General features: G+C 68.7%; 18 protein-coding genes and 1 tRNA gene. 14 read left to right on the top strand and 5 right to left on the bottom strand.

Going from position 1 to position 22,872, the window contains the following annotated elements; translation table 11 throughout:
* The first annotated feature begins 248 nt into the window (after positions 1–248).
* Positions 249–1,304 carry a UDP-N-acetylmuramate dehydrogenase gene (locus tag ACZ56U_RS26255; protein ID WP_469086413.1) on the top strand — a complete coding sequence of 352 codons (1,056 nt, stop codon included), beginning with the start codon at positions 249–251 and terminating at the stop codon, positions 1,302–1,304.
* 18 nt (positions 1,305–1,322) lie between these two features.
* Complete coding sequence (locus ACZ56U_RS26250; RefSeq protein WP_469086412.1) at positions 1,323–1,994, top strand: hypothetical protein; 672 nt, start codon at positions 1,323–1,325, stop codon at positions 1,992–1,994.
* Here the strand turns inward: ACZ56U_RS26250 and ACZ56U_RS26245 are convergent.
* Both ACZ56U_RS26245 and ACZ56U_RS26240 read right to left on the bottom strand, forming a co-directional pair.
* Positions 1,975–3,015, bottom strand: coding sequence for an adenosine deaminase (locus tag ACZ56U_RS26245; protein WP_469086411.1), 1,041 nt, complete (start codon positions 3,013–3,015; stop codon positions 1,975–1,977). The two genes, ACZ56U_RS26250 and ACZ56U_RS26245, sit on opposite strands and share 20 nt — an antisense overlap.
* A 120-nt stretch (positions 3,016–3,135) precedes the next feature.
* Positions 3,136–4,362 (bottom strand): pyridoxal phosphate-dependent aminotransferase, encoded by a 1,227-nt coding sequence (locus tag ACZ56U_RS26240; RefSeq protein WP_469086410.1) that lies wholly within the window; start codon positions 4,360–4,362, stop codon positions 3,136–3,138.
* Between the two features lie 273 nt (positions 4,363–4,635).
* On the opposite strand from ACZ56U_RS26240, the gene ACZ56U_RS26235 reads away from it, so the two are divergent.
* From ACZ56U_RS26235 to ACZ56U_RS26180, 12 genes are all read left to right on the top strand, one after another.
* Positions 4,636–4,708, top strand: a tRNA-Trp gene (locus ACZ56U_RS26235).
* Positions 4,709–4,814: 106 nt separating this feature from the next.
* The gene (secE, locus tag ACZ56U_RS26230; protein WP_391239701.1) at positions 4,815–5,093 is read left to right on the top strand and encodes a preprotein translocase subunit SecE; all 279 of its coding nucleotides are present in this window, start codon (positions 4,815–4,817) and stop codon (positions 5,091–5,093) included.
* An 81-nt stretch (positions 5,094–5,174) separates the two neighbouring features.
* Positions 5,175–6,098, top strand: a complete 924-nt coding sequence (gene nusG / locus ACZ56U_RS26225; protein WP_469086409.1) for a transcription termination/antitermination protein NusG — start codon at positions 5,175–5,177, stop codon at positions 6,096–6,098.
* A 168-nt stretch (positions 6,099–6,266) separates the two neighbouring features.
* Positions 6,267–6,701, top strand: a complete 435-nt coding sequence (rplK, locus tag ACZ56U_RS26220; protein WP_079312374.1) for a 50S ribosomal protein L11 — start codon at positions 6,267–6,269, stop codon at positions 6,699–6,701.
* Between the two features lie 80 nt (positions 6,702–6,781).
* Positions 6,782–7,507, top strand: coding sequence for a 50S ribosomal protein L1 (rplA, locus tag ACZ56U_RS26215; protein WP_469086408.1), 726 nt, complete (start codon positions 6,782–6,784; stop codon positions 7,505–7,507).
* A 123-nt stretch (positions 7,508–7,630) separates the two neighbouring features.
* Complete coding sequence (locus ACZ56U_RS26210; protein ID WP_469086407.1) at positions 7,631–8,488, top strand: SCO4651 family lipoprotein; 858 nt, start codon at positions 7,631–7,633, stop codon at positions 8,486–8,488.
* Between the two features lie 90 nt (positions 8,489–8,578).
* The gene (locus ACZ56U_RS26205; RefSeq protein WP_469086406.1) at positions 8,579–9,439 is read left to right on the top strand and encodes an SCO4651 family lipoprotein; all 861 of its coding nucleotides are present in this window, start codon (positions 8,579–8,581) and stop codon (positions 9,437–9,439) included.
* A gap of 285 nt (positions 9,440–9,724) precedes the next feature.
* Positions 9,725–10,255, top strand: a complete 531-nt coding sequence (rplJ, locus tag ACZ56U_RS26200; RefSeq protein ID WP_469086405.1) for a 50S ribosomal protein L10 — start codon at positions 9,725–9,727, stop codon at positions 10,253–10,255.
* Positions 10,256–10,370: 115 nt separating this feature from the next.
* Positions 10,371–10,754: a 50S ribosomal protein L7/L12 gene (gene rplL, locus ACZ56U_RS26195; RefSeq protein ID WP_391239683.1), complete on the top strand. Its 384-nt coding sequence runs from the start codon at positions 10,371–10,373 to the stop codon at positions 10,752–10,754.
* 623 nt (positions 10,755–11,377) lie between these two features.
* Positions 11,378–14,863 (top strand): DNA-directed RNA polymerase subunit beta, encoded by a 3,486-nt coding sequence (gene rpoB / locus ACZ56U_RS26190; protein ID WP_469086404.1) that lies wholly within the window; start codon positions 11,378–11,380, stop codon positions 14,861–14,863.
* Positions 14,864–14,957: 94 nt separating this feature from the next.
* On the top strand, positions 14,958–18,857 hold the full coding sequence (locus ACZ56U_RS26185; RefSeq protein ID WP_469086403.1) for a DNA-directed RNA polymerase subunit beta': 3,900 nt from the start codon (positions 14,958–14,960) through the stop codon (positions 18,855–18,857).
* Between the two features lie 149 nt (positions 18,858–19,006).
* Complete coding sequence (locus tag ACZ56U_RS26180) at positions 19,007–19,555, top strand: DUF1707 and DUF4190 domain-containing protein (protein ID WP_469086402.1); 549 nt, start codon at positions 19,007–19,009, stop codon at positions 19,553–19,555.
* A 65-nt stretch (positions 19,556–19,620) separates the two neighbouring features.
* On the opposite strand, the gene ACZ56U_RS26175 is transcribed toward ACZ56U_RS26180, so the two are convergent.
* Genes ACZ56U_RS26175 through ACZ56U_RS26165 form a run of 3 tightly spaced genes read right to left on the bottom strand, consistent with a single transcriptional unit; the run spans position 19,621 to position 22,844 of the window.
* Complete coding sequence (locus ACZ56U_RS26175; RefSeq protein ID WP_469086401.1) at positions 19,621–20,775, bottom strand: M48 family metalloprotease; 1,155 nt, start codon at positions 20,773–20,775, stop codon at positions 19,621–19,623.
* A 42-nt stretch (positions 20,776–20,817) separates the two neighbouring features.
* Positions 20,818–21,357: a Pycsar system effector family protein gene (locus ACZ56U_RS26170; protein ID WP_469086400.1), complete on the bottom strand. Its 540-nt coding sequence runs from the start codon at positions 21,355–21,357 to the stop codon at positions 20,818–20,820.
* Positions 21,354–22,844 (bottom strand): hypothetical protein, encoded by a 1,491-nt coding sequence (locus ACZ56U_RS26165; RefSeq protein WP_469086399.1) that lies wholly within the window; start codon positions 22,842–22,844, stop codon positions 21,354–21,356. Before ACZ56U_RS26165 ends, ACZ56U_RS26170 begins: the two co-directional genes overlap by 4 nt.
* Between the last annotated feature and the right edge of the window lie 28 nt (positions 22,845–22,872).

The raw sequence follows: 22,872 nt of genomic DNA, 5'->3' as shown, positions 1-22,872 counted from the left end.
GTACCGGGGGGTGCCCGCCCGCAGTGTCGGGCGTCCGACCGACAGCACAGCTCGGTCCTACAGCACCGCCCGACCGAGGACGGACACCCCCCGGTACGGCCCCGACCCACAACGCACCGCGGCCCCACAACGCACCGCGGCCCCACAACTCACCGCGGACCCACAACGCACCGCGGACCCCCACGCACCGCGAAGGCGCACCCCGCACCCCCGCCGACGAGCCACAAGCGTCTCGTACCCTTGAGCCCGTGCAGGAACGACACCAAGCCCCCCTCGCCCCGCTCACCACCTTCCGCCTGGGCGGCCCCGCCGCGCGGTTGGTCACCGCGACCACGGACGCCGAGGTGATCGCGGCCGTGCGCGAGGCCGACGACAGCGGCACCCCCCTCCTGCTCATCGGCGGCGGCTCGAACCTCGTCATCGGTGACAAGGGATTCGACGGCACCGCCCTCGTCATCGCCACCAAGGGCGTCGAACTCGACGGCACCCGTCTAGAGCTCGCCGCCGGCGAGGTCTGGACCGACGCCGTCGCCCGCACCGTCGAGGCCGGACTCGCCGGCGTCGAATGCCTCGCCGGCATCCCCGGCTCCGCGGGGGCGACCCCCATCCAGAACGTCGGCGCGTACGGCCAGGAGGTCTCCTCCACGATCACCGAGGTGATCGCCTACGACCGCCGCACCCACGACACGGTCACGCTCTCCAACGCCGACTGCGCCTTCTCGTACCGCCACAGTCGCTTCAAGGCGGACCCCGACCGCTACGTCGTCCTCCGCGTCCGCTTCGAGCTGGAGGACGCCGACGGCCTCTCCGCCCCGATCAAGTACGCAGAGACCGCCCGCGCCCTCGGCGTGGAGCCCGGCGACCGCGTCCCCCTCGCCGCCGCCCGCGAGACCGTACTGAAGCTGCGTTCCGGCAAGGGCATGGTCCTGGACCCCGAGGACCACGACACCTGGTCGGCGGGCTCGTTCTTCACCAACCCGATCCTGACCGACGAGGAGTTCACCGCGTTCCACGCGCGCGTGAAGGCCCGCCTCGGCGAGGACACCGTGCCCCCCGCCTACCCGGCCGGTGACGGCAACACCAAGACCTCCGCCGCCTGGCTCATCGACAAGGCGGGCTTCACCAAGGGCTACGGCACCGGCCCCGCCCGGATCTCCACCAAGCACACCCTGGCCCTGACCAACCGGGGCGAGGCCACCACGGAGGACCTGCTCGCCCTCGCCCGAGAGGTCGTGGCGGGCGTCCACGAGACCTTCGGCATCACCCTCGTCAACGAACCGGTGACCGTCGGCGTGACCCTGTAGGCGAGCGGAGGAACCGGGATGCGGCTGAGGCTCACCGAGTACACCGCCCGCATCGGGCCGCACCAGCACCGTGTCGTCCGCCCCCGTACGCCCCTCCGCCACACCTCACTGAGCGCGCCGGAGCCGATCGGCCTGCTCCTCGGTGATCACGACGGGCTGAACCGGCTCGCCGGCCTGTTCTCCTTCGCCGCCTACTCGCGGCACACGATCGTCCACGTCCCGCTGCGGGACGGCGTCCCGCCCGACGAGGGATGGGGAGAGCGTGTGGACCTCGTCCTGGCCCAGCACAGCGCGGGTCTGCGCGCGAGCCGGTGGCCCGAGCTGCGCCGCAGACTCACCCGCGGCACCCCGCTGACCGTCCGCACCGACGAGGCCCGCACCGCGCGGGACGCCGAGGCCTGGCGCGCACGCCGGTCACACGCGGACGCCCGGGAGGAGCTGCGGCACGCCACTCACGCCCGGACGTTCTTCCTGTTCGGCACCAGGGACGTCTTCGCCGAGACGGCCACCGAATTCGCCTACGCGGCAGGCTGGGGGCCGCGGCAGAAGCGCGTCGCCGAGGGGTCCATGGCGTTCATGACGGCCTTCACCCTGGCCGAGCCGCCCGGGACCGGCGGGCACCCCTTGGAGGTGGACATCTGCTACAAGGCGTACCCGCCCTACGCGCACTTCAAGAAGCCGGGCGAGTGAGCCATTCGTCCACACCGGCCAGCAGCCGTGCCTTGACATCCTCCGGCGCCGCGGAGGCCCGTAGCGACTGCCGGGCCAGCTCCGCCAGCTCCTGGTCCGTGAAGGCGTGATGCCGGCGGGCGATCTCGTACTGCGCGGCCAGCCGGGAGCCGAACAGCAGCGGGTCGTCGGCGCCCAGGGCCAGCGGCACACCGGCCTCGAACAGCGTCCGCAGCGGTACGTCCTCGGGCTTCTCGTACACCCCCAGCGCCACGTTCGACGCCGGGCACACCTCGCACGTCACCCCCCGGTCCGCGAGCCGCTTCAGCAGCCGTGGGTCCTCGGCCGCGCGCACCCCGTGCCCGATCCGGTGCGCCTCCAGGTCGTCGAGGCAGTCCCGCACCGAGGACGGCCCGGCCAGCTCCCCGCCGTGCGGCGTCGACAGCAGCCCGCCCTCGCGCGCGATGGCGAACGCCCGGTCGAAGTCCCGCGCCATGCCGCGCCGCTCGTCGTTGGAGAGCCCGAACCCGACGACGCCCTGGTCCGCGTACCGCACGGCCAGCCGCGCCAGTGTCCGCGCGTCCAGGGGGTGCTTCATCCGGTTCGCGGCCACCAGCACCCGCATCCCGAGCCCGGTCTCGCGCGAGGTGGTCTCCACGGCGTCGAGGATGACCTCCAGCGCCGGGATCAGCCCGCCCAGGCGCGGGGCGTACGACGTCGGGTCGACCTGGATCTCCAGCCACCCCGAGCCGTCGCGCACATCCTCCTCCGCGGCCTCCCGCACCAGCCGCTGGATGTCCTCGGGCTGCCGCAGACAGGATCGCGCGGCGTCGTACAGCCGCTGGAAGCGGAACCAGCCCCGCTCGTCGGTGGCCCGCAGACTCGGCGGTTCCCCACTGGTCAGCGCCTCGCTCAACGCGTCGGGCAGCCGTACGCCGTACTTGTCGGCCAGCTCCAGGACGGTGCCGGGCCGCATGGACCCGGTGAAGTGCAGGTGCAGATGGGCTTTCGGCAGCTCAGAGACATCACGTACACGCTCCATTCCAGGATCCTGCCGTACGCCCCAGCAGTCCCGGTAGCTCTTTCCCCGAACGTGGTCTTGCTCGCACAAACGAAGGGGCCGCCCACCGACACCGGCGGGCGGCCCCTTGGGCGGCGGACGTCAGTCCGTGGCCTCCGCCAGCAGCTTCTGGATCCGGGAGACACCCTCGACGAGATCCTCGTCACCCAGGGCGTACGACAGCCGCAGATAGCCCGGCGTGCCGAACGCCTCACCCGGGACGACCGCGACCTCGGCCTCCTCCAGGATCAGCGCGGCCAGCTCCACGGTGTCCTGCGGACGCTTGCCGCGGATCTCCTTGCCGAGCAGGCCCTTGACCGACGGGTACGCGTAGAACGCGCCCTCGGGCTCGGGGCAGAGCACGCCGTCGATCTCGTTGAGCATCCGCACGATCGTCTTGCGGCGGCGGTCGAAGGCCTCCTTCATCTTCTCCACGGCCGACAGGTCGCCGGAGACGGCGGCCAGCGCGGCCACCTGGGCGACGTTGGAGACGTTGGACGTGGCGTGCGACTGCAGGTTCGTCGCGGCCTTGACCACGTCCTTCGGGCCGATGACCCAGCCCACCCGCCAGCCGGTCATGGCGTACGTCTTGGCGACGCCGTTGACCACGATGGTCTTGTCGGCGAGCTCGGGGACGACCACCGGCAGCGAGTGGAACTCCGCGTCGCCGTACACCAGGTGCTCGTAGATCTCGTCGGTCAGGACCCACAGGCCCTTCCCGGCGGCCCAGCGACCGATCTCCTCGATCTGCGCGCGGGTGTAGACGGCGCCGGTCGGGTTGGAGGGGGAGACGAACAGGAGGACCTTGGTGTTCGGCGTGAGGGCCGCCTCCAGCTGGTCCACGGAGACGCGGTAGCCGGTCGTCTCGTCCGCGACGACCTCGACCGGGACACCGCCGGCGAGGCGGATCGACTCCGGGTAGGTGGTCCAGTACGGGGCCGGGACGATGACCTCGTCGCCCGGGTCGAGGATCGCGGCGAAGGCCTCGTAGATGGCCTGCTTGCCGCCGTTGGTCACCAGGACCTGGGAGGCGTCGACCTCGTAGCCGGAGTCGCGCAGCGTCTTCGCGGCGATCGCGGCCTTCAGCTCGGGCAGACCGCCGGCGGGCGTGTAGCGGTGGTACTTCGGGTTCGAGCAGGCCTCGATGGCCGCCTGGACGATGTAGTCCGGCGTCGGGAAGTCGGGCTCACCGGCGCCGAAGCCGATCACCGGCCGCCCGGCGGCCTTGAGGGCCTTGGCCTTGGCGTCCACGGCGAGAGTGGCGGACTCGGAGATCGCGCCGACTCGGGCGGAGACCCGGCGCTCGGTGGGAGGGGTTGCAGCGCTCATGGGGCCATCGTTTCAGACCGGAAACGCCCCCGGCACACGGGTTTCACGGACTGAACACGGGCGGAACACGCGTCCGGATTCGCGCGGTGGCCTGGGTGATCTTCGGCCGACCCGCAGTCGATCTTCCGTCCGCACGGCCCGTACGGGCGCTTTCTGTTCGACGGAGGGCCCCGAAGCACGTACACTCTCACCTCGTTGGCCTCACAACGGCCGCACTCATCCGGTGCACACCGAGCACTCGGGCGGATGCGGTACGTTTGGGGAGAACCACAAAGGGTCGTAGCTCAATTGGTAGAGCACTGGTCTCCAAAACCAGCGGTTGGGGGTTCAAGTCCCTCCGGCCCTGCTACACACACCGCCAGGATGTGTGCGCATGTACGTACAGGTAATGCACCGCCGTGCGGCTCAGACCGGGCGCGGCACGGCCACGACCCGGGAACAGGTGAGGACGAATGGCGGACGCCGTGGGCTCCATCGACACGCCTGATGCCCAGGATGAGGCGCCGTCGAAGGCCCGCAAGGGTGGCAAGCGTGCCAAGAAGGGCCCGCTGAAGCGCCTTGCGCTCTTCTACCGGCAGATCGTCGCGGAGCTCCGCAAGGTCGTCTGGCCGACGCGCAGTCAGCTGACGACCTACACGACCGTGGTGATCGTCTTCGTGATCGTCATGATCGGCCTGGTCACCGTGATTGACTATGGGCTCGACCACGCCGCCAAGTACGTCTTCGGCTGAGCAAAATTGCGAAGGGCGCCGCGGTTACCGGCGCCCCTTTCGCATGTTCCACCCCTATGTATCCAGGAAGAAGCAGCCACCGTGTCTGACCAGAACCTGAACGACGCCATCGAGCCGGACGAGCCCGTGGAAGACGAGCTCGACATCGTCGAGGGCGCGGACGAGGACCTGGACGAGGTCGAGGCTGCCGATGAAGAGGCCGGCGAGCCCGCCGAGGAAGCCGCCCTCCACGTCGAGGACGCCGAGGACGAGGGCGCCGAGGACGAGTCCGGCGGCGACATCGAGTCCGGCGGCGACATCGAGTCCGGCGGTGACATCGAGTCCGGCGGTGACATCGAGTCCGTCGAGGACGAGGTGGCGGACGTCGAGGAGGAGCCGGCCGAGCCGGTCGACCCCGTCGTCGCCCTGCGCGAGGAACTGCGCACCCTCCCCGGCGAGTGGTACGTCATCCACACCTACGCCGGTTACGAGAACCGCGTGAAGACCAACCTCGAGCAGCGCGCCGTCTCGTTGAACGTCGAGGACTACATCTTCCAGGCCGAGGTGCCGCAGGAAGAGGTCGTCCAGATCAAGAACGGCGACCGCAAGACGATCCGTCAGAACAAGCTCCCCGGCTATGTGCTGGTGCGCATGGACCTGACGAACGAGTCCTGGGGCGTCGTCCGCAACACCCCCGGCGTCACCGGCTTCGTGGGCAACGCCTACGACCCGTACCCGCTGACCCTGGACGAGATCGTCAAGATGCTCGCCCCGGAGGCCGAGGAGAAGGCCGCCCGCGAGGCCGCCGAGGCCGAGGGCAAGCCGGCTCCGGCCCGCAAGGTCGAGGTCCAGGTGCTGGACTTCGAGGTCGGCGACTCGGTCACCGTCACCGACGGCCCGTTCGCCACGCTCCAGGCGACCATCAACGAGATCAACGCCGACTCGAAGAAGGTCAAGGGTCTGGTGGAGATCTTCGGTCGCGAGACCCCGGTCGAGCTGAGCTTCGACCAGATCCAGAAGAACTGAGGTTCTTCGGACCGCACGCTTCCGACCAGGTCAGACGGGCTGTCAAAGCTTGTCTGACCTGCTCGGTTTTTAGCCGCACACCTATACCCGCTATCGTTGTGCGGTATGCCTGCATCCGGGACGCGACCCGGGCGTGGGCACACCTCGATTGAAAGGACCCGGAGAGTAATGCCTCCCAAGAAGAAGAAGGTCACGGGGCTCATCAAGCTCCAGATCCAGGCCGGTGCCGCCAACCCGGCTCCGCCGGTCGGCCCCGCGCTGGGTCAGCACGGCGTCAACATCATGGAGTTCTGCAAGGCGTACAACGCCGCGACCGAGTCGCAGCGTGGCTGGGTGATCCCGGTGGAGATCACGGTCTACGAGGACCGTTCCTTCACCTTCATCACCAAGACGCCGCCGGCCGCGAAGATGATCCTCAAGGCCGCGGGCATCGAGAAGGGCTCCGGCGAGCCGCACAAGACCAAGGTCGCCAAGATCACCGAGGCGCAGGTCCGCGAGATCGCCACGACCAAGCTCCCCGACCTCAACGCCAACGACCTGGACGCCGCCGCGAAGATCATCGCCGGTACCGCGCGTTCCATGGGCGTTGTCGTCGAGGGCTGAGCCCCACCCCCGTACATCAGCAGAAGTGGTAGGGCCTGCTCGGCCCGGACCACGACTCCTATGACTCACCAGGAGAAGCAGTGAGCAAGCGCAGCAAGGCTCTCAAGGCTGCGGACGCCAAGATCGACCGGGAGAAGCTGTACGCCCCGCTCGAGGCCGTCCGTCTCGCCAAGGAGACCTCCACGACCAAGTTCGACGGCACCGTCGAGGTCGCCTTCCGTCTGGGTGTCGACCCGCGCAAGGCCGACCAGATGGTCCGTGGCACCGTGAACCTTCCGCACGGCACCGGTAAGACCGCCCGGGTCCTGGTCTTCGCGACCGGTGACCGTGCCGAGGCCGCGACTGCCGCGGGCGCCGACATCGTCGGCTCCGACGAGCTCATCGACGAGGTGGCGAAGGGCCGTCTGGACTTCGACGCCGTCGTCGCCACCCCGGACCTCATGGGCAAGGTCGGCCGCCTCGGCCGCGTGCTCGGTCCGCGTGGTCTGATGCCGAACCCGAAGACCGGCACCGTCACCCCCGACGTCGCCAAGGCCGTCACCGACATCAAGGGCGGCAAGATCGAGTTCCGCGTCGACAAGCACTCGAACCTGCACTTCATCATCGGCAAGACGTCCTTCGAGGACGACAAGCTGGTGGAGAACTACGGCGCCGCGCTGGAGGAGATCCTCCGTCTGAAGCCGTCCGCCGCCAAGGGTCGCTACATCAAGAAGGCCGCCATCAGCACCACGATGGGCCCCGGCATTCCGGTCGACTCGAACCGCACCCGCAACCTCCTCGTCGAGGAGGACCCGGCCGCGGTCTGAGCCTGAGCGCTCACCGAAGTCAGGTCACGGGCCCCGCACCTTCCGAGGTGCGGGGCCCGTTCCCGTGTGCGGCCGCCTTGCCCTGGGTTAGCGTGCGAGCAGGGCGATCGCACAGGGGGACGTATGAAGAGCACCACGGGACGCCGGACGGCCTGTTCGGTCGCCGCGATGGCCGCGCTGACGGGCCTGGCCGCCTGTACGTCGTCCGGTTCCTCCGGCGAGCCCGGGCAGCAGAGCCCGAGGGCGACCGGTCCGGCTTCCCTCGCCGCCCTGCGCGCCGCCGAGCGGTCCACCGAGAAGGCCGCGTCGGCCAGGGTGCGGTCGGTCACGGTGATGGGAACCCAGTTGTCCGTCACGGGGGACGGCGCCATCGGCTGGGGCGCCGGTCTCGAGGGGACCATGACGATCACGTACACCGGTGGCACGGTGGCGGACACCATGCGGGAGCTGGGCGTCATCTCGATGGAGGCGCGCTATCTCGCCGACGCCTACTACGCGCGCATGGGCGACACGTTCGCCGCGCGGCTCGGCGGCAAGCACTGGGTCCGGTACGCGTACGAGGACCTCAAGGCCGTCGGCGGCGGGGCGAACTTCGCCGACCAGATGCGCAGCACCACACCCGACCAGTCCGTGAAGCTGCTGCTGGACTCCGACGACGTACGCGAGGTCGGCGTGGAGCAGGTGGGCGGACAGGCCGCCACCCACTACTCGGGCACCGTGCGGGTGGGGGACGTCTCCGACGCGGAACTGAGAACACAGCTCGAACGGGCCGGCGTCACCACCGAGACCGTCGACATCTGGGTCGACGACAGGGACCTGCTGGTCAAGAAGGTCGAGAAGAGCCGTACCGCGACCGAGCAGGTGACCCAGACCGCCCACTACAGCGACTACGGCGTGCGGGTCTCCGTCACCAGGCCCCCGGCCTCGGACACCGAGGACTTCAAGACCCTCCTGAAGTCACAGGACGGCACCACCTCCTGAGCCCGGGGAATTCACGGGACCGCTTCCCTACCGATCAGTTAGGCTCGCGGCCCGGATGTGAATCGTCCATGTGTTCCTTGGGGGGAAACAATGGGATCTTCCGTACGACATTCCGCGCGCCGTCGCACGCTCGGTGCCGGACTGGCCGCCGTGGCGCTCGCCGCCGGTGCCGTGAGCTGTTCCAAGGGGGACTCCGAGAAGTCGCCGGAGATGACGCCGGCCGCGGCCGTGGCCAAGGCCGCGAAGAACGCGGACGACATCACCTCCCTGCACTATCGGATGACGGGTGAGTACCCGCAGCAGGGACGCGTCAAGGCCGAGGCCTCGATGCGGATCAAGCCCACCATCGCCATGAGCATGAAGATGACGGCGCTCGACCAGGGCAAGGACGGCTCCGCGGAGATCCGGCTCGTCGACAAGGCCATGTACATCGGGGGCAACCCCGAGATGGCCAAGGAGATGGACGGCAAGACCTGGATGAAGTTCGACATGTCCGCGCTCAGCGACGAGGAGCTCGGCGGGGGCGCGGCCGGAGCGGGCCAGGCCGAGCAGAACCCGGCGGCCGAGTCCACGTTCCTCACCGGCGCCAAGGACGTGAAGAAGGTCGGCACCGAGAAGGTCGACGGTGTCGAGACCACCCACTACACGGGCACCGTCACCCTCGACAGCCTTCGCGACTCCTTCAAGGACGAGGACAAGGCCACCCGCGAGAAGCGCGAGAAGAGCATTCAGCAGTACGAGAAGATGGGCGTCGACAAGCTCACGATGGACATGTGGGTCGACGGTGACGACAAGACCAAGCAGTTCCGCATGAAGGGCGAAGCCGACAAGGGCCCGCTCGACATGACCGTCACCTTCCTCGACTACAACAAGCCCGTGACGGTCACCGCGCCGCCCGCGAAGGACACCATGGACCTCGCGGAGATGATGAAGGGGCTCGACGAGAGCTGAGCCCCTGGGACCGGATTTGCCTGACGGCGATCCGGTCACGTACGCTCCTACAGAAGCCAAAGACCGCTGGTCGTTGCCGTGTGCTCACAAGAGGGCGCGGTGGCCGAAGGATCCGCTGAATATCGCGGACGACCCGCGCAGGTGAATGTGGATGTGCTCCCGGAGTTCGCTGCCCCGCAGCGTGCGAATGCCGGTCGAGCTACGCCCCGTGCGCCTGCGCCGGGGCGTTTCGTTTTCTCCGGCCCCTTGCGAGCGGTCCTCATCACCCGGAAGGAGGCCACGCTTATGGCAAGGCCCGACAAGGCTGCCGCGGTAGCCGAGCTCGCGGAGCAGTTCCGTAGCTCGAATGCCGCCGTGCTGACCGAGTACCGGGGTCTCACCGTGGCGCAGCTCAAGACGCTGCGTCGTTCGCTCGGTGAAGACGCCCAGTACGCCGTGGTGAAGAACACGCTGACCAAGATCGCGGCCAACGAGGCCGGGATCTCCACGCTCGACGACCTGTTCAACGGTCCGACGGCGGTCGCCTTCATCACCGGTGACCCGGTGACGTCGGCGAAGGGTCTTCGTGACTTCGCCAAGGACAACCCGAACCTCGTCATCAAGGGCGGTGTCCTTGACGGCAAGGCGATGTCCGCCGACGAGATCAAGAAGCTCGCGGACCTCGAGTCCCGCGAGGTTCTGCTCGCCAAGCTGGCGGGTGCCTTCAAGGGCAAGCAGACTCAGGCTGCTCAGGTCTTCCAGGCGCTCCCGTCGAAGCTCGTCCGCACCGTGGACGCGCTTCGTGCCAAGCAGGACGAGCAGGGCGGTGCCGAGTAACTCGGCTCGCGCATTGATCCGCGCCGCTTGAGGCGTGGGTCGTAGCGGGCCGTAAGTACGCCCGCCGTATCGATACATCCGGCACCTGCCGAAATTAGTGGAAGGATCGCCCATCATGGCGAAGCTGTCTCAGGACGACCTGCTCGCGCAGTTCGAGGAGATGACCCTCATCGAGCTCTCCGAGTTCGTGAAGGCGTTCGAGGAGAAGTTCGACGTCACCGCCGCCGCGGCCGTCGCCGTCGCGGGCCCGGCCCAGGGTGGCCCCGCCGCCCCGGTCGAGGAGGAGAAGGACGAGTTCGACGTCATCCTCACCGGCGCCGGCGAGAAGAAGATCCAGGTCATCAAGGTCGTGCGTGAGCTGACCTCCCTGGGTCTGAAGGAGGCCAAGGACCTCGTGGACGGCGCCCCGAAGCCCGTTCTCGAGAAGGTCGCCAAGGACGCCGCCGAGAAGGCCGCCGAGTCCCTCAAGGGCGCCGGCGCCTCCGTCGAGGTCAAGTAACACCTCGCGGGTCCGCACGGACTCGCTCTGCGCCGCAGGCCTCGTAAGAGGGCTGTAACGCTGACGCACCGAAGAGCGATCATCCATCCGGGTGGTCGCTCTTCGGCGTTCCCGAGGGCGTCGTGGCGGCTGCCTCGGGACCGTGGTGGTGGGGAGTATGGTGATCTTCGTCGTGCCCCTTGAGCGCCCCTGGTGGCTGGCCAGAGGCACACCGCAAGTGACGAGCGCGGCACCCGGTTTTGGGCAAGACAGGCCTTGACGAACCGCACGCAGCGCGCAATTCTCAGGACGCGTCGCCAGAACGGTCCGAATCCGAGGCATGGATCGGCGACGAAGAGGGCAGTATCAACGTGCGTTGAGGGCAGGCGTGCCGAAAGCGTTGAGGGTGACGAGGATCAAAGAAAATCGGGGCTGGACATCAGTGCGCCAAGTGGCTACACTGACCCTTTGCGCTGCCTGTTAGCTGCCCCCTGCCCGTCACCAGGGGTCTGCCCTCGCCTCAGCCATGACGATCAGTACTTCCCTGACGGCCGTAAATGCCGGATCAGGGGGAGCCTGTCTTTGTGCGCGGGAGAGGGACCGGTACGCGCGTAGTGAGTCCGAGCCCTCGGAAGGACCCCCTCTTGGCCGCCTCGCGCAACGCCTCGACCGCGAATACGAACAACGCTGCCAGCACTGCCCCGCTGCGCATCTCTTTTGCAAAGATCAAGGAGCCTCTCGAGGTTCCCAACCTGCTCGCGCTGCAGACCGAGAGCTTTGACTGGCTGCTCGGCAACACCGCTTGGCAGAGTCGGGTCGAGGAGGCTCTGGAATCCGGTCAGGACGTCCCCACCAAGTCCGGTCTGGAGGAGATCTTCGAGGAGATCTCCCCGATCGAGGACTTCTCCGGGTCGATGTCGCTGACCTTCCGGGACCACCGTTTCGAGCCGCCGAAGAACAGCATCGACGAGTGCAAGGACCGTGACTTCACGTACGCGGCCCCGCTCTTCGTGACGGCCGAGTTCACGAACAACGAGACCGGCGAGATCAAGTCCCAGACGGTCTTCATGGGTGATTTCCCGCTCATGACCCACAAGGGCACCTTCGTCATCAACGGCACCGAGCGTGTCGTGGTGTCGCAGCTGGTCCGTTCGCCGGGTGTCTACTTCGACTCCTCCATCGACAAGACGTCCGACAAGGACATCTTCTCGGCCAAGATCATCCCGTCCCGGGGTGCCTGGCTGGAGATGGAGATCGACAAGCGCGACATGGTCGGTGTCCGCATCGACCGCAAGCGCAAGCAGTCCGTGACCGTCCTCCTCAAGGCCCTCGGTTGGACCACCGAGCAGATCCTCGAGGAGTTCGGCGAGTACGAGTCCATGCGCGCCACCCTGGAGAAGGACCACACCCAGGGCCAGGACGACGCGCTGCTCGACATCTACCGCAAGCTGCGTCCGGGCGAGCCCCCCACGCGTGAGGCCGCGCAGACGCTGCTCGAGAACCTCTACTTCAACCCCAAGCGCTACGACCTCGCCAAGGTCGGCCGCTACAAGGTGAACAAGAAGCTGGGCGCGGACGCTCCGCTCGACGCCGGCATCCTGACCGTCGAGGACATCATCTCGACGATCAAGTACCTGGTGAAGCTGCACGCGGGCGAGACCGAGACGGTCGGCGACCGGGGTACGAGCATCGTCGTCGAGACCGACGACATCGACCACTTCGGCAACCGTCGTCTGCGCAGCGTCGGCGAGCTCATCCAGAACCAGGTCCGCACGGGTCTGGCTCGTATGGAGCGCGTCGTCCGTGAGCGCATGACGACCCAGGACGTCGAGGCGATCACGCCGCAGACCCTGATCAACATCCGGCCGGTCGTCGCCTCCATCAAGGAGTTCTTCGGCACCAGCCAGCTGTCGCAGTTCATGGACCAGAACAACCCGCTGTCGGGTCTCACCCACAAGCGCCGTCTGTCGGCTCTTGGCCCGGGTGGTCTCTCCCGTGAGCGGGCCGGCTTCGAGGTCCGTGACGTGCACCCGTCCCACTACGGCCGTATGTGCCCGATCGAGACGCCCGAAGGCCCGAACATCGGTCTGATCGGTTCGCTCGCCTCCTACGGCCGCGTCAACGCGTTCGGTTTCGTGGAGACGCCGTACCGCCGGGTCACCGACGGTGTCGTCACCGACGAGGTCGACTACCTGACGGCCGACGAGGAGGACCGCTTCGTCATCGCGCAGGCCAACGCCCTGCTCGACGACGACCTGCGCTTCACCGAGAACCGCGTCCTGGTCCGCCGTCGTGGCGGCGAGGTCGACTACGTCCCCGGTGACGACGTGGACTACATGGACGTCTCGCCGCGCCAGATGGTGTCGGTCGCGACCGCCATGATCCCGTTCCTCGAGCACGACGACGCCAACCGTGCCCTCATGGGCGCGAACATGATGCGTCAGGCCGTTCCGCTCATCAAGAGCGAGGCCCCGCTCGTCGGCACCGGCATGGAGTACCGCTCCGCGGTCGACGCCGGCGACGTGGTCAAGGCCGAGAAGGACGGTGTGGTCCAGGAGGTCTCCGCGGACTACATCACCACCGCCAACGACGACGGCACGTACATCACGTACCGCCTGGCCAAGTTCGCCCGCTCCAACCAGGGCACCTCGGTCAACCAGAAGGTCATCGTCAACGAGGGCGACCGCATCATCACGGGCCAGGTGCTCGCCGATGGTCCGGCCACCGAGAACGGCGAGATGGCCCTGGGCAAGAACCTGCTTGTGGCCTTCATGCCGTGGGAGGGTCACAACTACGAGGACGCGATCATCCTGTCGCAGCGCCTCGTGCAGGACGACGTCCTCTCCTCGATCCACATCGAGGAGCACGAGGTCGACGCCCGTGACACCAAGCTCGGCCCCGAGGAGATCACCCGGGACATCCCGAACGTCTCCGAGGAGGTCCTCGCGGACCTCGACGAGCGCGGCATCATCCGGATCGGTGCCGAGGTCGTCGCCGGCGACATCCTCGTCGGCAAGGTCACGCCCAAGGGTGAGACCGAGCTGACGCCGGAGGAGCGCCTGCTGCGCGCGATCTTCGGTGAGAAGGCCCGTGAGGTCCGTGACACCTCGCTGAAGGTCCCGCACGGCGAGATCGGCAAGGTCATCGGCGTCCGCGTCTTCGACCGCGAGGAGGGCGACGAGCTTCCCCCCGGTGTGAACCAGCTGGTGCGCGTGTACGTGGCGCAGAAGCGCAAGATCACCGACGGTGACAAGCTCGCCGGCCGTCACGGCAACAAGGGCGTCATCTCGAAGATCCTTCCGATCGAGGACATGCCGTTCCTCGAGGACGGAACTCCGGTCGACATCATCCTCAACCCGCTGGGTGTGCCGTCCCGAATGAACCCGGGACAGGTCCTGGAGATCCACCTCGGCTGGCTCGCCAGCCGCGGCTGGGACGTCTCCGGTCTCGGCGAGGACTGGGCCCAGCGCCTCCAGGTGATCGGTGCCGACTCCGTCGCCCCCGGCACCAACGTCGCGACCCCGGTCTTCGACGGTGCCCGTGAGGACGAGCTCGCGGGTCTGCTGAACCACACCATCCCGAACCGCGACGGCGAGCGCATGGTGCAGCCGACCGGTAAGGCGAGGCTGTTCGACGGCCGCTCCGGTGAGCCGTTCCCGGACCCGATCTCCATCGGGTACATGTACATCCTCAAGCTGCACCACCTGGTCGACGACAAGCTGCACGCGCGCTCGACCGGTCCGTACTCGATGATCACCCAGCAGCCGCTGGGTGGTAAGGCCCAGTTCGGTGGCCAGCGCTTCGGTGAGATGGAGGTGTGGGCGCTGGAGGCATACGGCGCCGCGTACGCCCTCCAGGAGCTGCTGACCATCAAGTCCGACGACGTCACCGGCCGCGTGAAGGTCTACGAGGCCATCGTCAAGGGCGAGAACATCCCCGAGCCCGGCATCCCCGAGTCCTTCAAGGTGCTCATCAAGGAGATGCAGTCCCTGTGCCTCAACGTGGAGGTGCTGTCCTCGGACGGCATGTCCATCGAGATGCGCGACACCGACGAGGACGTCTTCCGCGCTGCGGAGGAGCTTGGCATCGACCTGTCCCGGCGCGAGCCGAGCAGCGTCGAAGAGGTCTGACGGGAGTTCGGCGGCCTTCGCTCAGAAGGCCGCCGGCCCCAGGACCCCCGTATCAGACCCCATGACTTACAACCCTGAGAGGGATTGACGCATAGTGCTCGACGTCAACTTCTTCGACGAGCTCCGGATCGGTCTGGCCACCGCTGACGACATCCGTCAGTGGAGCCACGGCGAGGTCAAGAAGCCCGAGACGATCAACTACCGCACGCTCAAGCCCGAAAAGGACGGACTCTTCTGCGAGAAGATCTTCGGTCCGACCCGGGACTGGGAGTGCTACTGCGGCAAGTACAAGCGCGTCCGCTTCAAGGGCATCATCTGTGAGCGCTGTGGCGTGGAGGTCACGCGCGCCAAGGTGCGCCGTGAGCGGATGGGCCACATCGAGCTCGCCGCGCCCGTCACGCACATCTGGTACTTCAAGGGCGTTCCGTCGCGGCTGGGCTACCTGCTCGACCTCGCCCCGAAGGACCTCGAGAAGGTCATCTACTTCGCCGCGTACATGATCACGTACGTCGACGATGAGCGCCGTACCCGTGACCTGCCCTCGCTGGAGGCGCACGTCTCCGTCGAGCGTCAGCAGATCGAGAACCGCCGCGACTCCGACCTGGAGGCCCGCGCCAAGAAGCTCGAGACCGACCTGGCCGAGCTGGAGGCCGAGGGCGCCAAGGCCGACGTGCGCCGCAAGGTGCGCGAAGGCGCCGAGCGGGAGATGAAGCAGCTGCGTGACCGTGCGCAGCGCGAGATCGACCGCCTCGACGAGGTGTGGACCCGCTTCAAGAACCTCAAGGTCCAGGACCTGGAGGGCGACGAGCTGCTCTACCGCGAGCTGCGGGACCGCTTCGGCACGTACTTCGACGGTTCGATGGGTGCCGCGGCGCTGCAGAAGCGCCTGGAGTCCTTCGACCTCGACGAGGAGGCCGAGCGCCTCCGCGAGATCATCCGTACCGGCAAGGGCCAGAAGAAGACCCGTGCGCTCAAGCGCCTCAAGGTCGTCTCCGCGTTCCTGCAGACCAGCAACAGCCCCAAGGGCATGGTGCTGGACTGCGTGCCGGTCATCCCGCCGGACCTTCGCCCGATGGTGCAGCTGGACGGTGGCCGCTTCGCGACCTCCGACCTGAACGACCTGTACCGCCGTGTGATCAACCGGAACAACCGACTGAAGCGCCTTCTCGACCTCGGTGCGCCCGAGATCATCGTGAACAACGAGAAGCGCATGCTCCAGGAGGCCGTCGACGCCCTCTTCGACAACGGTCGTCGTGGTCGCCCGGTCACCGGTCCCGGTAACCGCCCGCTGAAGTCCCTCAGCGACATGCTGAAGGGCAAGCAGGGTCGATTCCGTCAGAACCTGCTCGGCAAGCGTGTGGACTACTCCGCGCGTTCCGTGATCGTCGTCGGTCCGCAGCTGAAGCTGCACCAGTGCGGTCTGCCGAAGGCGATGGCGCTGGAGCTGTTCAAGCCGTTCGTGATGAAGCGCCTGGTGGACCTGAACCACGCGCAGAACATCAAGAGCGCCAAGCGCATGGTGGAGCGCGGCCGCACGGTCGTGTACGACGTCCTCGAAGAGGTCATCGCCGAGCACCCGGTGCTGCTGAACCGTGCTCCCACCCTGCACCGCCTCGGCATCCAGGCCTTCGAGCCGCAGCTGGTCGAGGGCAAGGCCATCCAGATCCACCCGCTCGTCTGCACCGCGTTCAACGCGGACTTCGACGGTGACCAGATGGCCGTCCACCTGCCGCTCTCCGCGGAGGCGCAGGCCGAGGCCCGCATCCTGATGCTGTCCTCGAACAACATCCTCAAGCCCGCCGACGGCCGTCCGGTGACGATGCCGACCCAGGACATGGTCCTCGGTCTGTTCTTCCTCACCACCGACGGCGAGCTGCGTGACACCAAGGGCGAGGGCCGCGCGTTCGGCTCCACGGCCGAGGCGATCATGGCGTTCGACGCGGGCGAGCTGGCGCTGCAGTCGCCGATCGACATCCGCTTCCCGGTGGGCACCATCCCGCCGCGTGGCTGGACGCCGCCGGTGCGCGAGGAGGGTGAGCCGGAGTGGCAGAACGGTGACTCGTTCCGTCTGCGGACCACCCTGGGCCGCGCGCTCTTCAACGAGCTGCTGCCCGAGGACTACCCGTTCGTCGACTACTCGGTGGGCAAGAAGCAGCTCTCCGAGATCGTCAACGACCTCGCCGAGCGCTACCCCAAGGTCATCGTGGCGGCGACGCTCGACAACCTGAAGGCGTCCGGCTTCTACTGGGCGACCCGTTCCGGTGTCACCGTCGCCATCTCCGACGTCGTCGTTCCCGAGGCGAAGAAGGAGATCGTCCGCGGCTACGAGGCGCAGGACGAGAAGGTCCAGAAGCAGTACGAGCGCGGTCTGATCACCAAGGAAGAGCGCACTCAGGAGCTCATCGCGATCTGGACCAAGGCGACCAACGAGGTCGCCGAGGCGATGAACGAGAACTTCCCCAAGACGAACCCCATCTTCATGATGGTTGACTCGGGTGCCCGAGGAAACATGATGCAGATGCGGCAGATCGCCGGTATGCGTGGTCTGGTGTCGAACGCCAAGAACGAGACCATCCCGCGTCCCATCAAGGCGTCCTTCCGTGAGGGCCTGTCCGTGCTGGAGTACTTCATCTCCACGCACGGTGCCCGTAAGGGTCTGGCGGACACCGCCCTGCGTACCGCCGACTCGGGTTACCTGACCCGTCGTCTGGTGGACGTCTCGCAGGACGTCATCATCCGCGAGGAGGACTGTGGCACCGAGCGCGGTCTGAAGCTGCGGATCGCCTCGAAGAACGCCGCCGGTGTCCTGGTCAAGGCGGACGACGTCGAGACCAGCGTCTACGCCCGCATGCTCGCCGAGGACGTCGTCATCGACGGCAAGGTGATCGCGCCGGCCAACGTGGACCTCGGTGACGTGCTCATCGACCAGCTCGTGCACCACGGTGTCGAGGAGGTCAAGACCCGCTCGATCCTGACCTGTGAGTCCCAGGTCGGCACCTGCGCCATGTGCTACGGCCGCTCGCTGGCCACCGGCAAGCTGGTCGACATCGGTGAGGCGGTCGGCATCATCGCCGCCCAGTCCATCGGTGAGCCCGGTACCCAGCTGACGATGCGTACCTTCCACACCGGTGGTGTGGCCGGTGACGACATCACCCAGGGTCTGCCGCGTGTCGTCGAGCTCTTCGAGGCCCGTACCCCGAAGGGTGTCGCCCCGATCTCCGAGGCCTCCGGCCGCGTCCGGATCGAGGAGACCGAGAAGACCAAGAAGATCGTCGTCACCCCGGACGACGGCAGCGACGAGACGGCGTACCCGATCTCGAAGCGTGCCCGACTCCTGGTCAGCGAGGGCGAGCACGTCGAGGTGGGCCAGAAGCTCACCGTGGGTGCCACCAACCCGCACGACGTGCTGCGCATCCTGGGCCAGCGTGCCGTCCAGGTCCACCTGGTCGGCGAGGTCCAGAAGGTCTACAACTCGCAGGGTGTGTCGATCCACGACAAGCACATCGAGATCATCATCCGGCAGATGCTGCGCCGCGTGACGATCATCGAGTCGGGCGACGCCGAGCTGCTGCCCGGCGAGCTGGTCGAGCGCTCGAAGTTCGAGGTCGAGAACCGTCGTGTGGTCCAGGAAGGCGGTCACCCGGCCTCGGGCCGTCCGCAGCTGATGGGTATCACCAAGGCCTCGCTGGCGACGGAGTCCTGGCTGTCGGCCGCCTCCTTCCAGGAGACGACCCGAGTGCTGACGGACGCGGCGATCAACGCCAAGTCCGACAGCCTCATCGGCCTCAAGGAGAACGTCATCATCGGTAAGCTCATCCCGGCCGGTACGGGTCTGTCCCGCTACCGCAACATCCGGGTCGAGCCGACCGAGGAGGCCAAGGCCGCGATGTACTCGGCCGTCGGCTACGACGACATCGACTACTCGCCGTTCGGCACGGGCTCCGGCCAGGCCGTTCCGCTGGAGGACTACGACTACGGTCCGTACAACCAGTAGGAGCCAGCCGGCTAGGTGGTTCTGAAGGGCGGTCGCCCCGTTTCGACGGGGTGGCCGCCCTTCGGCGTTCCCGCGGGTGACGCGGTCTGTGCCGCAAATGCCGGTTCGGCGCATCATGGAGGGAGCTCGGGGGGTAGGGGAGGTACGCCGTGTCGAATCCTTCGTGGCAGCCCTGGCAGGGGGCGCCGCAGCCCTGGCAGCCGCACGCTGTGCCGTCGTCGGGCATGCTCGCCTCCCACGCCGACCGGGAACGCGCCGTGGACGTGCTCAGGGCGGGGTACGGGGAGGGGCGCCTGGAGAAGGCGGAGTTCGACCGGCGGGTGGCCCGTGCCTACGCCGCCCGGACCGTCGGGGAGCTGGCGCTGCTGGTCGGGGATCTGCCGCAGGGGCCGCTGGCGCAGCCGCTCATGGCGCAGCCGGTCATGGCGGTGCCGCGGACCTTCGTGGCGCTGCCGCGGCCGCGGACCAACGGCAAGGCCGTGGGGGCCGCCGTGTGCGGGGTGCTGTGTCTGCCGAGCTTCGGGCTCACCGGGGTCCCGGCGGTCGTGCTCGGGCACGCGGCGCGCTCGGAGATCCAGCGCACCGGTGAGACCGGCGACGCGCTGGCGCTGCTCGGGCTGGTCCTGGGGTGGATGTCGGTCGCGGCCTGGACGGTGTTCCTGACCCTGCTGCTCGCGCTGGCCATCGGGAGCGGCTGAACGCGCCTCCTGGAGGGCGGTCTCCTGAACGGGGGCCGCCCTTCGGTGGGTCCGGGCCGCCCGGCTCAGTACGGCCGCTGCGGCTGGAGGTACGGCTGGAGGTGGTGCAGCCGGGTGTGGTGGTCGGGGTGCGAGGACAGCAACCGGTTGAGGGCGCTCTCCTGGACCGGGACACCGCCGTTCAGGGCCGTGAGCGCGGCCCGCTCGTACTGCTCCTGCTGGTGCAGTTTGTCGAGGACCGCGGCCAGCATCGGCGCGAAGCCGAGGGCGGCGGCGTGCTGGTCCGCGCGGAGTTCGGAGCGCCGGCCGACCGCGGCGAGGGCGTACGGCACCCCGAGGATCAGCAGCGGAAGCCCGTACAGGGTGCTGACGGTCGCGAGGGCCAGCCCCCCGACGAGCAGGACGACGAAGCCGACGCCGAGGCAGCCGAAGGCCTTCGAGACGTGGAAGGCGATCGTGGAGAGGACCTTCAGCACGCGCCAGGCGATCCGGCCGGGCAGGGCGTACCAGTGACCGAGGAGACCGGACCACGCGTGGCCGCCGACGTGGTGGCCCAGCTCATGGGCCATGACGGCGGCGAGTTCACCGTTGGGAAGCTGGTTCATGGCGAAGCGGGTGACGCCGACGATGTGACCGGCGGCGGCGACCGCGTTCAGGCCGTCGCTGTCCTCGACCCACAGTTCGTAGTTCCGGCCCTCGACTCCGGCGCGGGCGGTCACCTCACGCCAGACCGGTTCGAGTTTGGCTCGTTCTTGCGGCGTGGGGTAGCGCAGCCGGAGCAGATGGCGCGCGAGGGCGCTTTCGGTGGGGCGATGGAAGACGAGTGCGCCGCTGGCGATCCAGAGCAGGATCACGACGACGGCGAGGTCGCCGAAGAGCGCGGAGACCAGGCCGACGACGAAGAGGCTGCACAGGAAGTTCGGCAGGTGCAGGAGGAGGCTCCCGACGGTGGTGGCGTCGGTGCGGCGCTGCTGGTGGGAGAGGTGGATCCGGCGGGCGTCGGTGCTGATGTGGTGGGGGTGGACCGGACCGGCGGGGGCGACCGGGGGAGGAGCGCTGGGCGGCGCGGCCTGGGGGTACTGCGGCGGTATCTGGGCGGTGGGGTAGGCGGGCGGGGTCTGCGCGGACGGGTACTGCGGGGGAGGCGGCTGGTGCGGATACGTCGGTGCCGGCTGGGGGTACTGGGGCTGCTGCCCGGGGTACCGGGGTGGCTGGGTCATGTCGGTTCCTTCACGGGAGCGGTGGCCGGTCGGCGGTGTGTGTCAGCCGAGCAGCAGTGCGGCGGGGAGCAGGACGGTGCCGACGCAGAACGCGATCAGGCCGGTGCGGATCCACTGGTGCTTGCGTACGGCGATGCGGCTCATCTCGGTGAGAGCGCTGGTCAGCGCGGCCACGGGGGCGCGCCGGGTCGCGGCCAGCGCGGTCTCCAACTGCCCGTGCCGGACGGCCTGTCGGATGTCGCCGAAGTAGGACAGCGGGCGCCCCGGCGCCCAGGACGGGGAGTGGAAGCGGGGCAGGACCGCCAGCAGCAGGGCGGACAGCGACAGGACGAGCGCGGCCGCCCCCGCCCACCACAGCACGGTGCCCGGGGTGGTCAGCGCGGCCGGTGTCCAGTCCCGGCCGGCCAGCAGCCCGCTGAGGACCCCGGCGGTCATCCCGAGGGCGGCGACCAGCACGGATGCCTTGGTGTCGGCCCGGGCGACCTCGGTCCGCAGCTCGCCCAGCAGACGCTCGCAGAGCGGGACGAGGGCCGGGTCGGCCGCGGGCGGATCCGCGGCCGGGGCGGGGGCCGGGGTGGTCATACGGGGTTCTCCTGCGGACCGTCGGGCGCGGTGGGCGCGCTCGGGGGCGGCGGGCCGTCCGGGGCGACCGCGTCGGGGAGCGTGGGGGTGCGGCCGTAGCCGGGCGGGGGCTGCCAGCCGGGGGCGGGGGCGGGCGGGACCGAGGGCGGCGGCATCGCGGAGTAGGGGCTCTGGGGGAACGGCGGGGGCGGCGGGGCGTACGCGGTGGGGGGCTGGGTGCCGTACGGGCCAGGGGTGGCGTACGGGCCGGGGGTGCCGTACGGAGAGCCGGGTGCAGGGGGTCCGGGGTACGGGGTCGGGGTCGGTGCGGCCGGTGTGGGGTCCGACTCCGCCTCGGGTACGGCCTCCCCGTGCGGCCGGTCCTCGGTCGCGTCCGGCATCGCCTGACCGGGGGCGGCGGGCCCCGGTGCCCCCGGCGGGCCGCCGCCCTCCGGCAGGGTCGGCTGGGCCACTCCCGGCAGGCGCTGGTTGAGGATGTCGTGGACGGTGCGCAGGGCGAGCTGCTTGGGCCCCTCCAGTTCCCAGTTCTCCGCGGCCTCGCTGCCCAGGAGCTGTTTCACCAGGTCCATCTGGGCCTGGATCATGCGGAGTTGGTCCTCGCGCATGCTCTGCATCACCAGGCGGGAGTCCTCGGGGTGCTGGGCGAGATGGAGGGCCCACTGGTGGACGCCGCCCTGCTGGAGGTGCCACTGGTAGAAGTCGACCTTCTCGGCCTCCAGTCGCTGGAGTTCCAGCGTCTGCCGGCTGTGGAGCATCGCCTGTTCGTGCTGCCAGCGCTGCTGCTGGAGCAGGAGTTCCTGCTGCCGGCCGCCGTGGGCCATGGCCCGGTCCACCTGGAGCGCGTCGATGTCGATGCCGCGCCGGGCGACCCGGATCTGCTCCTCGGCGGAGTGGTCGATGGCCTGGAGTCGGCGCTGGTGGTCGATGTTCTCCTGGTCGCGGCGCAGTCGCAGGGTCCAGGTGACCTGGAGGCCCGCGGGGGCGCCCAGCGGGCCGAGCAGGTTCATCGCGTCCAGCAGTTCCCGCTCGGCCGGGGCGCTGTCGGCGATGGCGAAGCGGCGGGTGACCGGACGGGCCGCCTGCTGGAGTTCGCCCAGGAGGAGTCCGGGCACGTCCCGGTGGCCGGAGGCGACGAACCGGGCCGGGTCCAGCACCTGCCAGGACAGGTCGACCTGGGCCGTGAACTCGAAGGCGTCGTTGTCGCTGGGCAGCGGCAGCTCGGCGGTGTGCGGGTGGACACCCATGTCGACCTCGTACACGGCCGTGTACCGGTTGGTCGCTACCTCGCCGCGGGTCGGCCGGCGCGGCGGCAGATAGGGCTCGTAGCCGCCCTTCGCCGTGGCGAAGACCAGGGCGTGGTCGATCCGGACGTACGACCTGAGGTTGAACTCGAAGCGGGAGAGCTGGCGCACGGTCAGGACCGGGTCGATCAGCTCGGTGTGCCGGTCGGCGTCCTGCTGCCACTCGGGCTGGCGGAAGGTGGGCATGGGGTGGGTTCTCCTCGGCGGTGCCGAC

The sequence above is a fragment of the Streptomyces sp. NPDC034103 genome, assembly GCF_055575395.1.
This window is presented reverse-complemented; position numbering and strand designations above follow the sequence as displayed.

Coding starts and splice junctions, on each gene's coding strand:
- ACZ56U_RS26250 (WP_469086412.1), top strand. CDS start 1,323: ATGCGGCTGAGGCTCACCGAGTACACCGCCCGCATCGGGCCGCACCAG.
- ACZ56U_RS26245 (WP_469086411.1), bottom strand. CDS start 3,015: ATGGAGCGTGTACGTGATGTCTCTGAGCTGCCGAAAGCCCATCTGCAC.
- ACZ56U_RS26240 (WP_469086410.1), bottom strand. CDS start 4,362: ATGAGCGCTGCAACCCCTCCCACCGAGCGCCGGGTCTCCGCCCGAGTC.
- secE (WP_391239701.1), top strand. CDS start 4,815: ATGGCGGACGCCGTGGGCTCCATCGACACGCCTGATGCCCAGGATGAG.
- rplK (WP_079312374.1), top strand. CDS start 6,267: ATGCCTCCCAAGAAGAAGAAGGTCACGGGGCTCATCAAGCTCCAGATC.
- ACZ56U_RS26210 (WP_469086407.1), top strand. CDS start 7,631: ATGAAGAGCACCACGGGACGCCGGACGGCCTGTTCGGTCGCCGCGATG.
- ACZ56U_RS26205 (WP_469086406.1), top strand. CDS start 8,579: ATGGGATCTTCCGTACGACATTCCGCGCGCCGTCGCACGCTCGGTGCC.
- rplJ (WP_469086405.1), top strand. CDS start 9,725: ATGGCAAGGCCCGACAAGGCTGCCGCGGTAGCCGAGCTCGCGGAGCAG.
- rplL (WP_391239683.1), top strand. CDS start 10,371: ATGGCGAAGCTGTCTCAGGACGACCTGCTCGCGCAGTTCGAGGAGATG.
- ACZ56U_RS26175 (WP_469086401.1), bottom strand. CDS start 20,775: ATGACCCAGCCACCCCGGTACCCCGGGCAGCAGCCCCAGTACCCCCAG.
- ACZ56U_RS26170 (WP_469086400.1), bottom strand. CDS start 21,357: ATGACCACCCCGGCCCCCGCCCCGGCCGCGGATCCGCCCGCGGCCGAC.
- ACZ56U_RS26165 (WP_469086399.1), bottom strand. CDS start 22,844: ATGCCCACCTTCCGCCAGCCCGAGTGGCAGCAGGACGCCGACCGGCAC.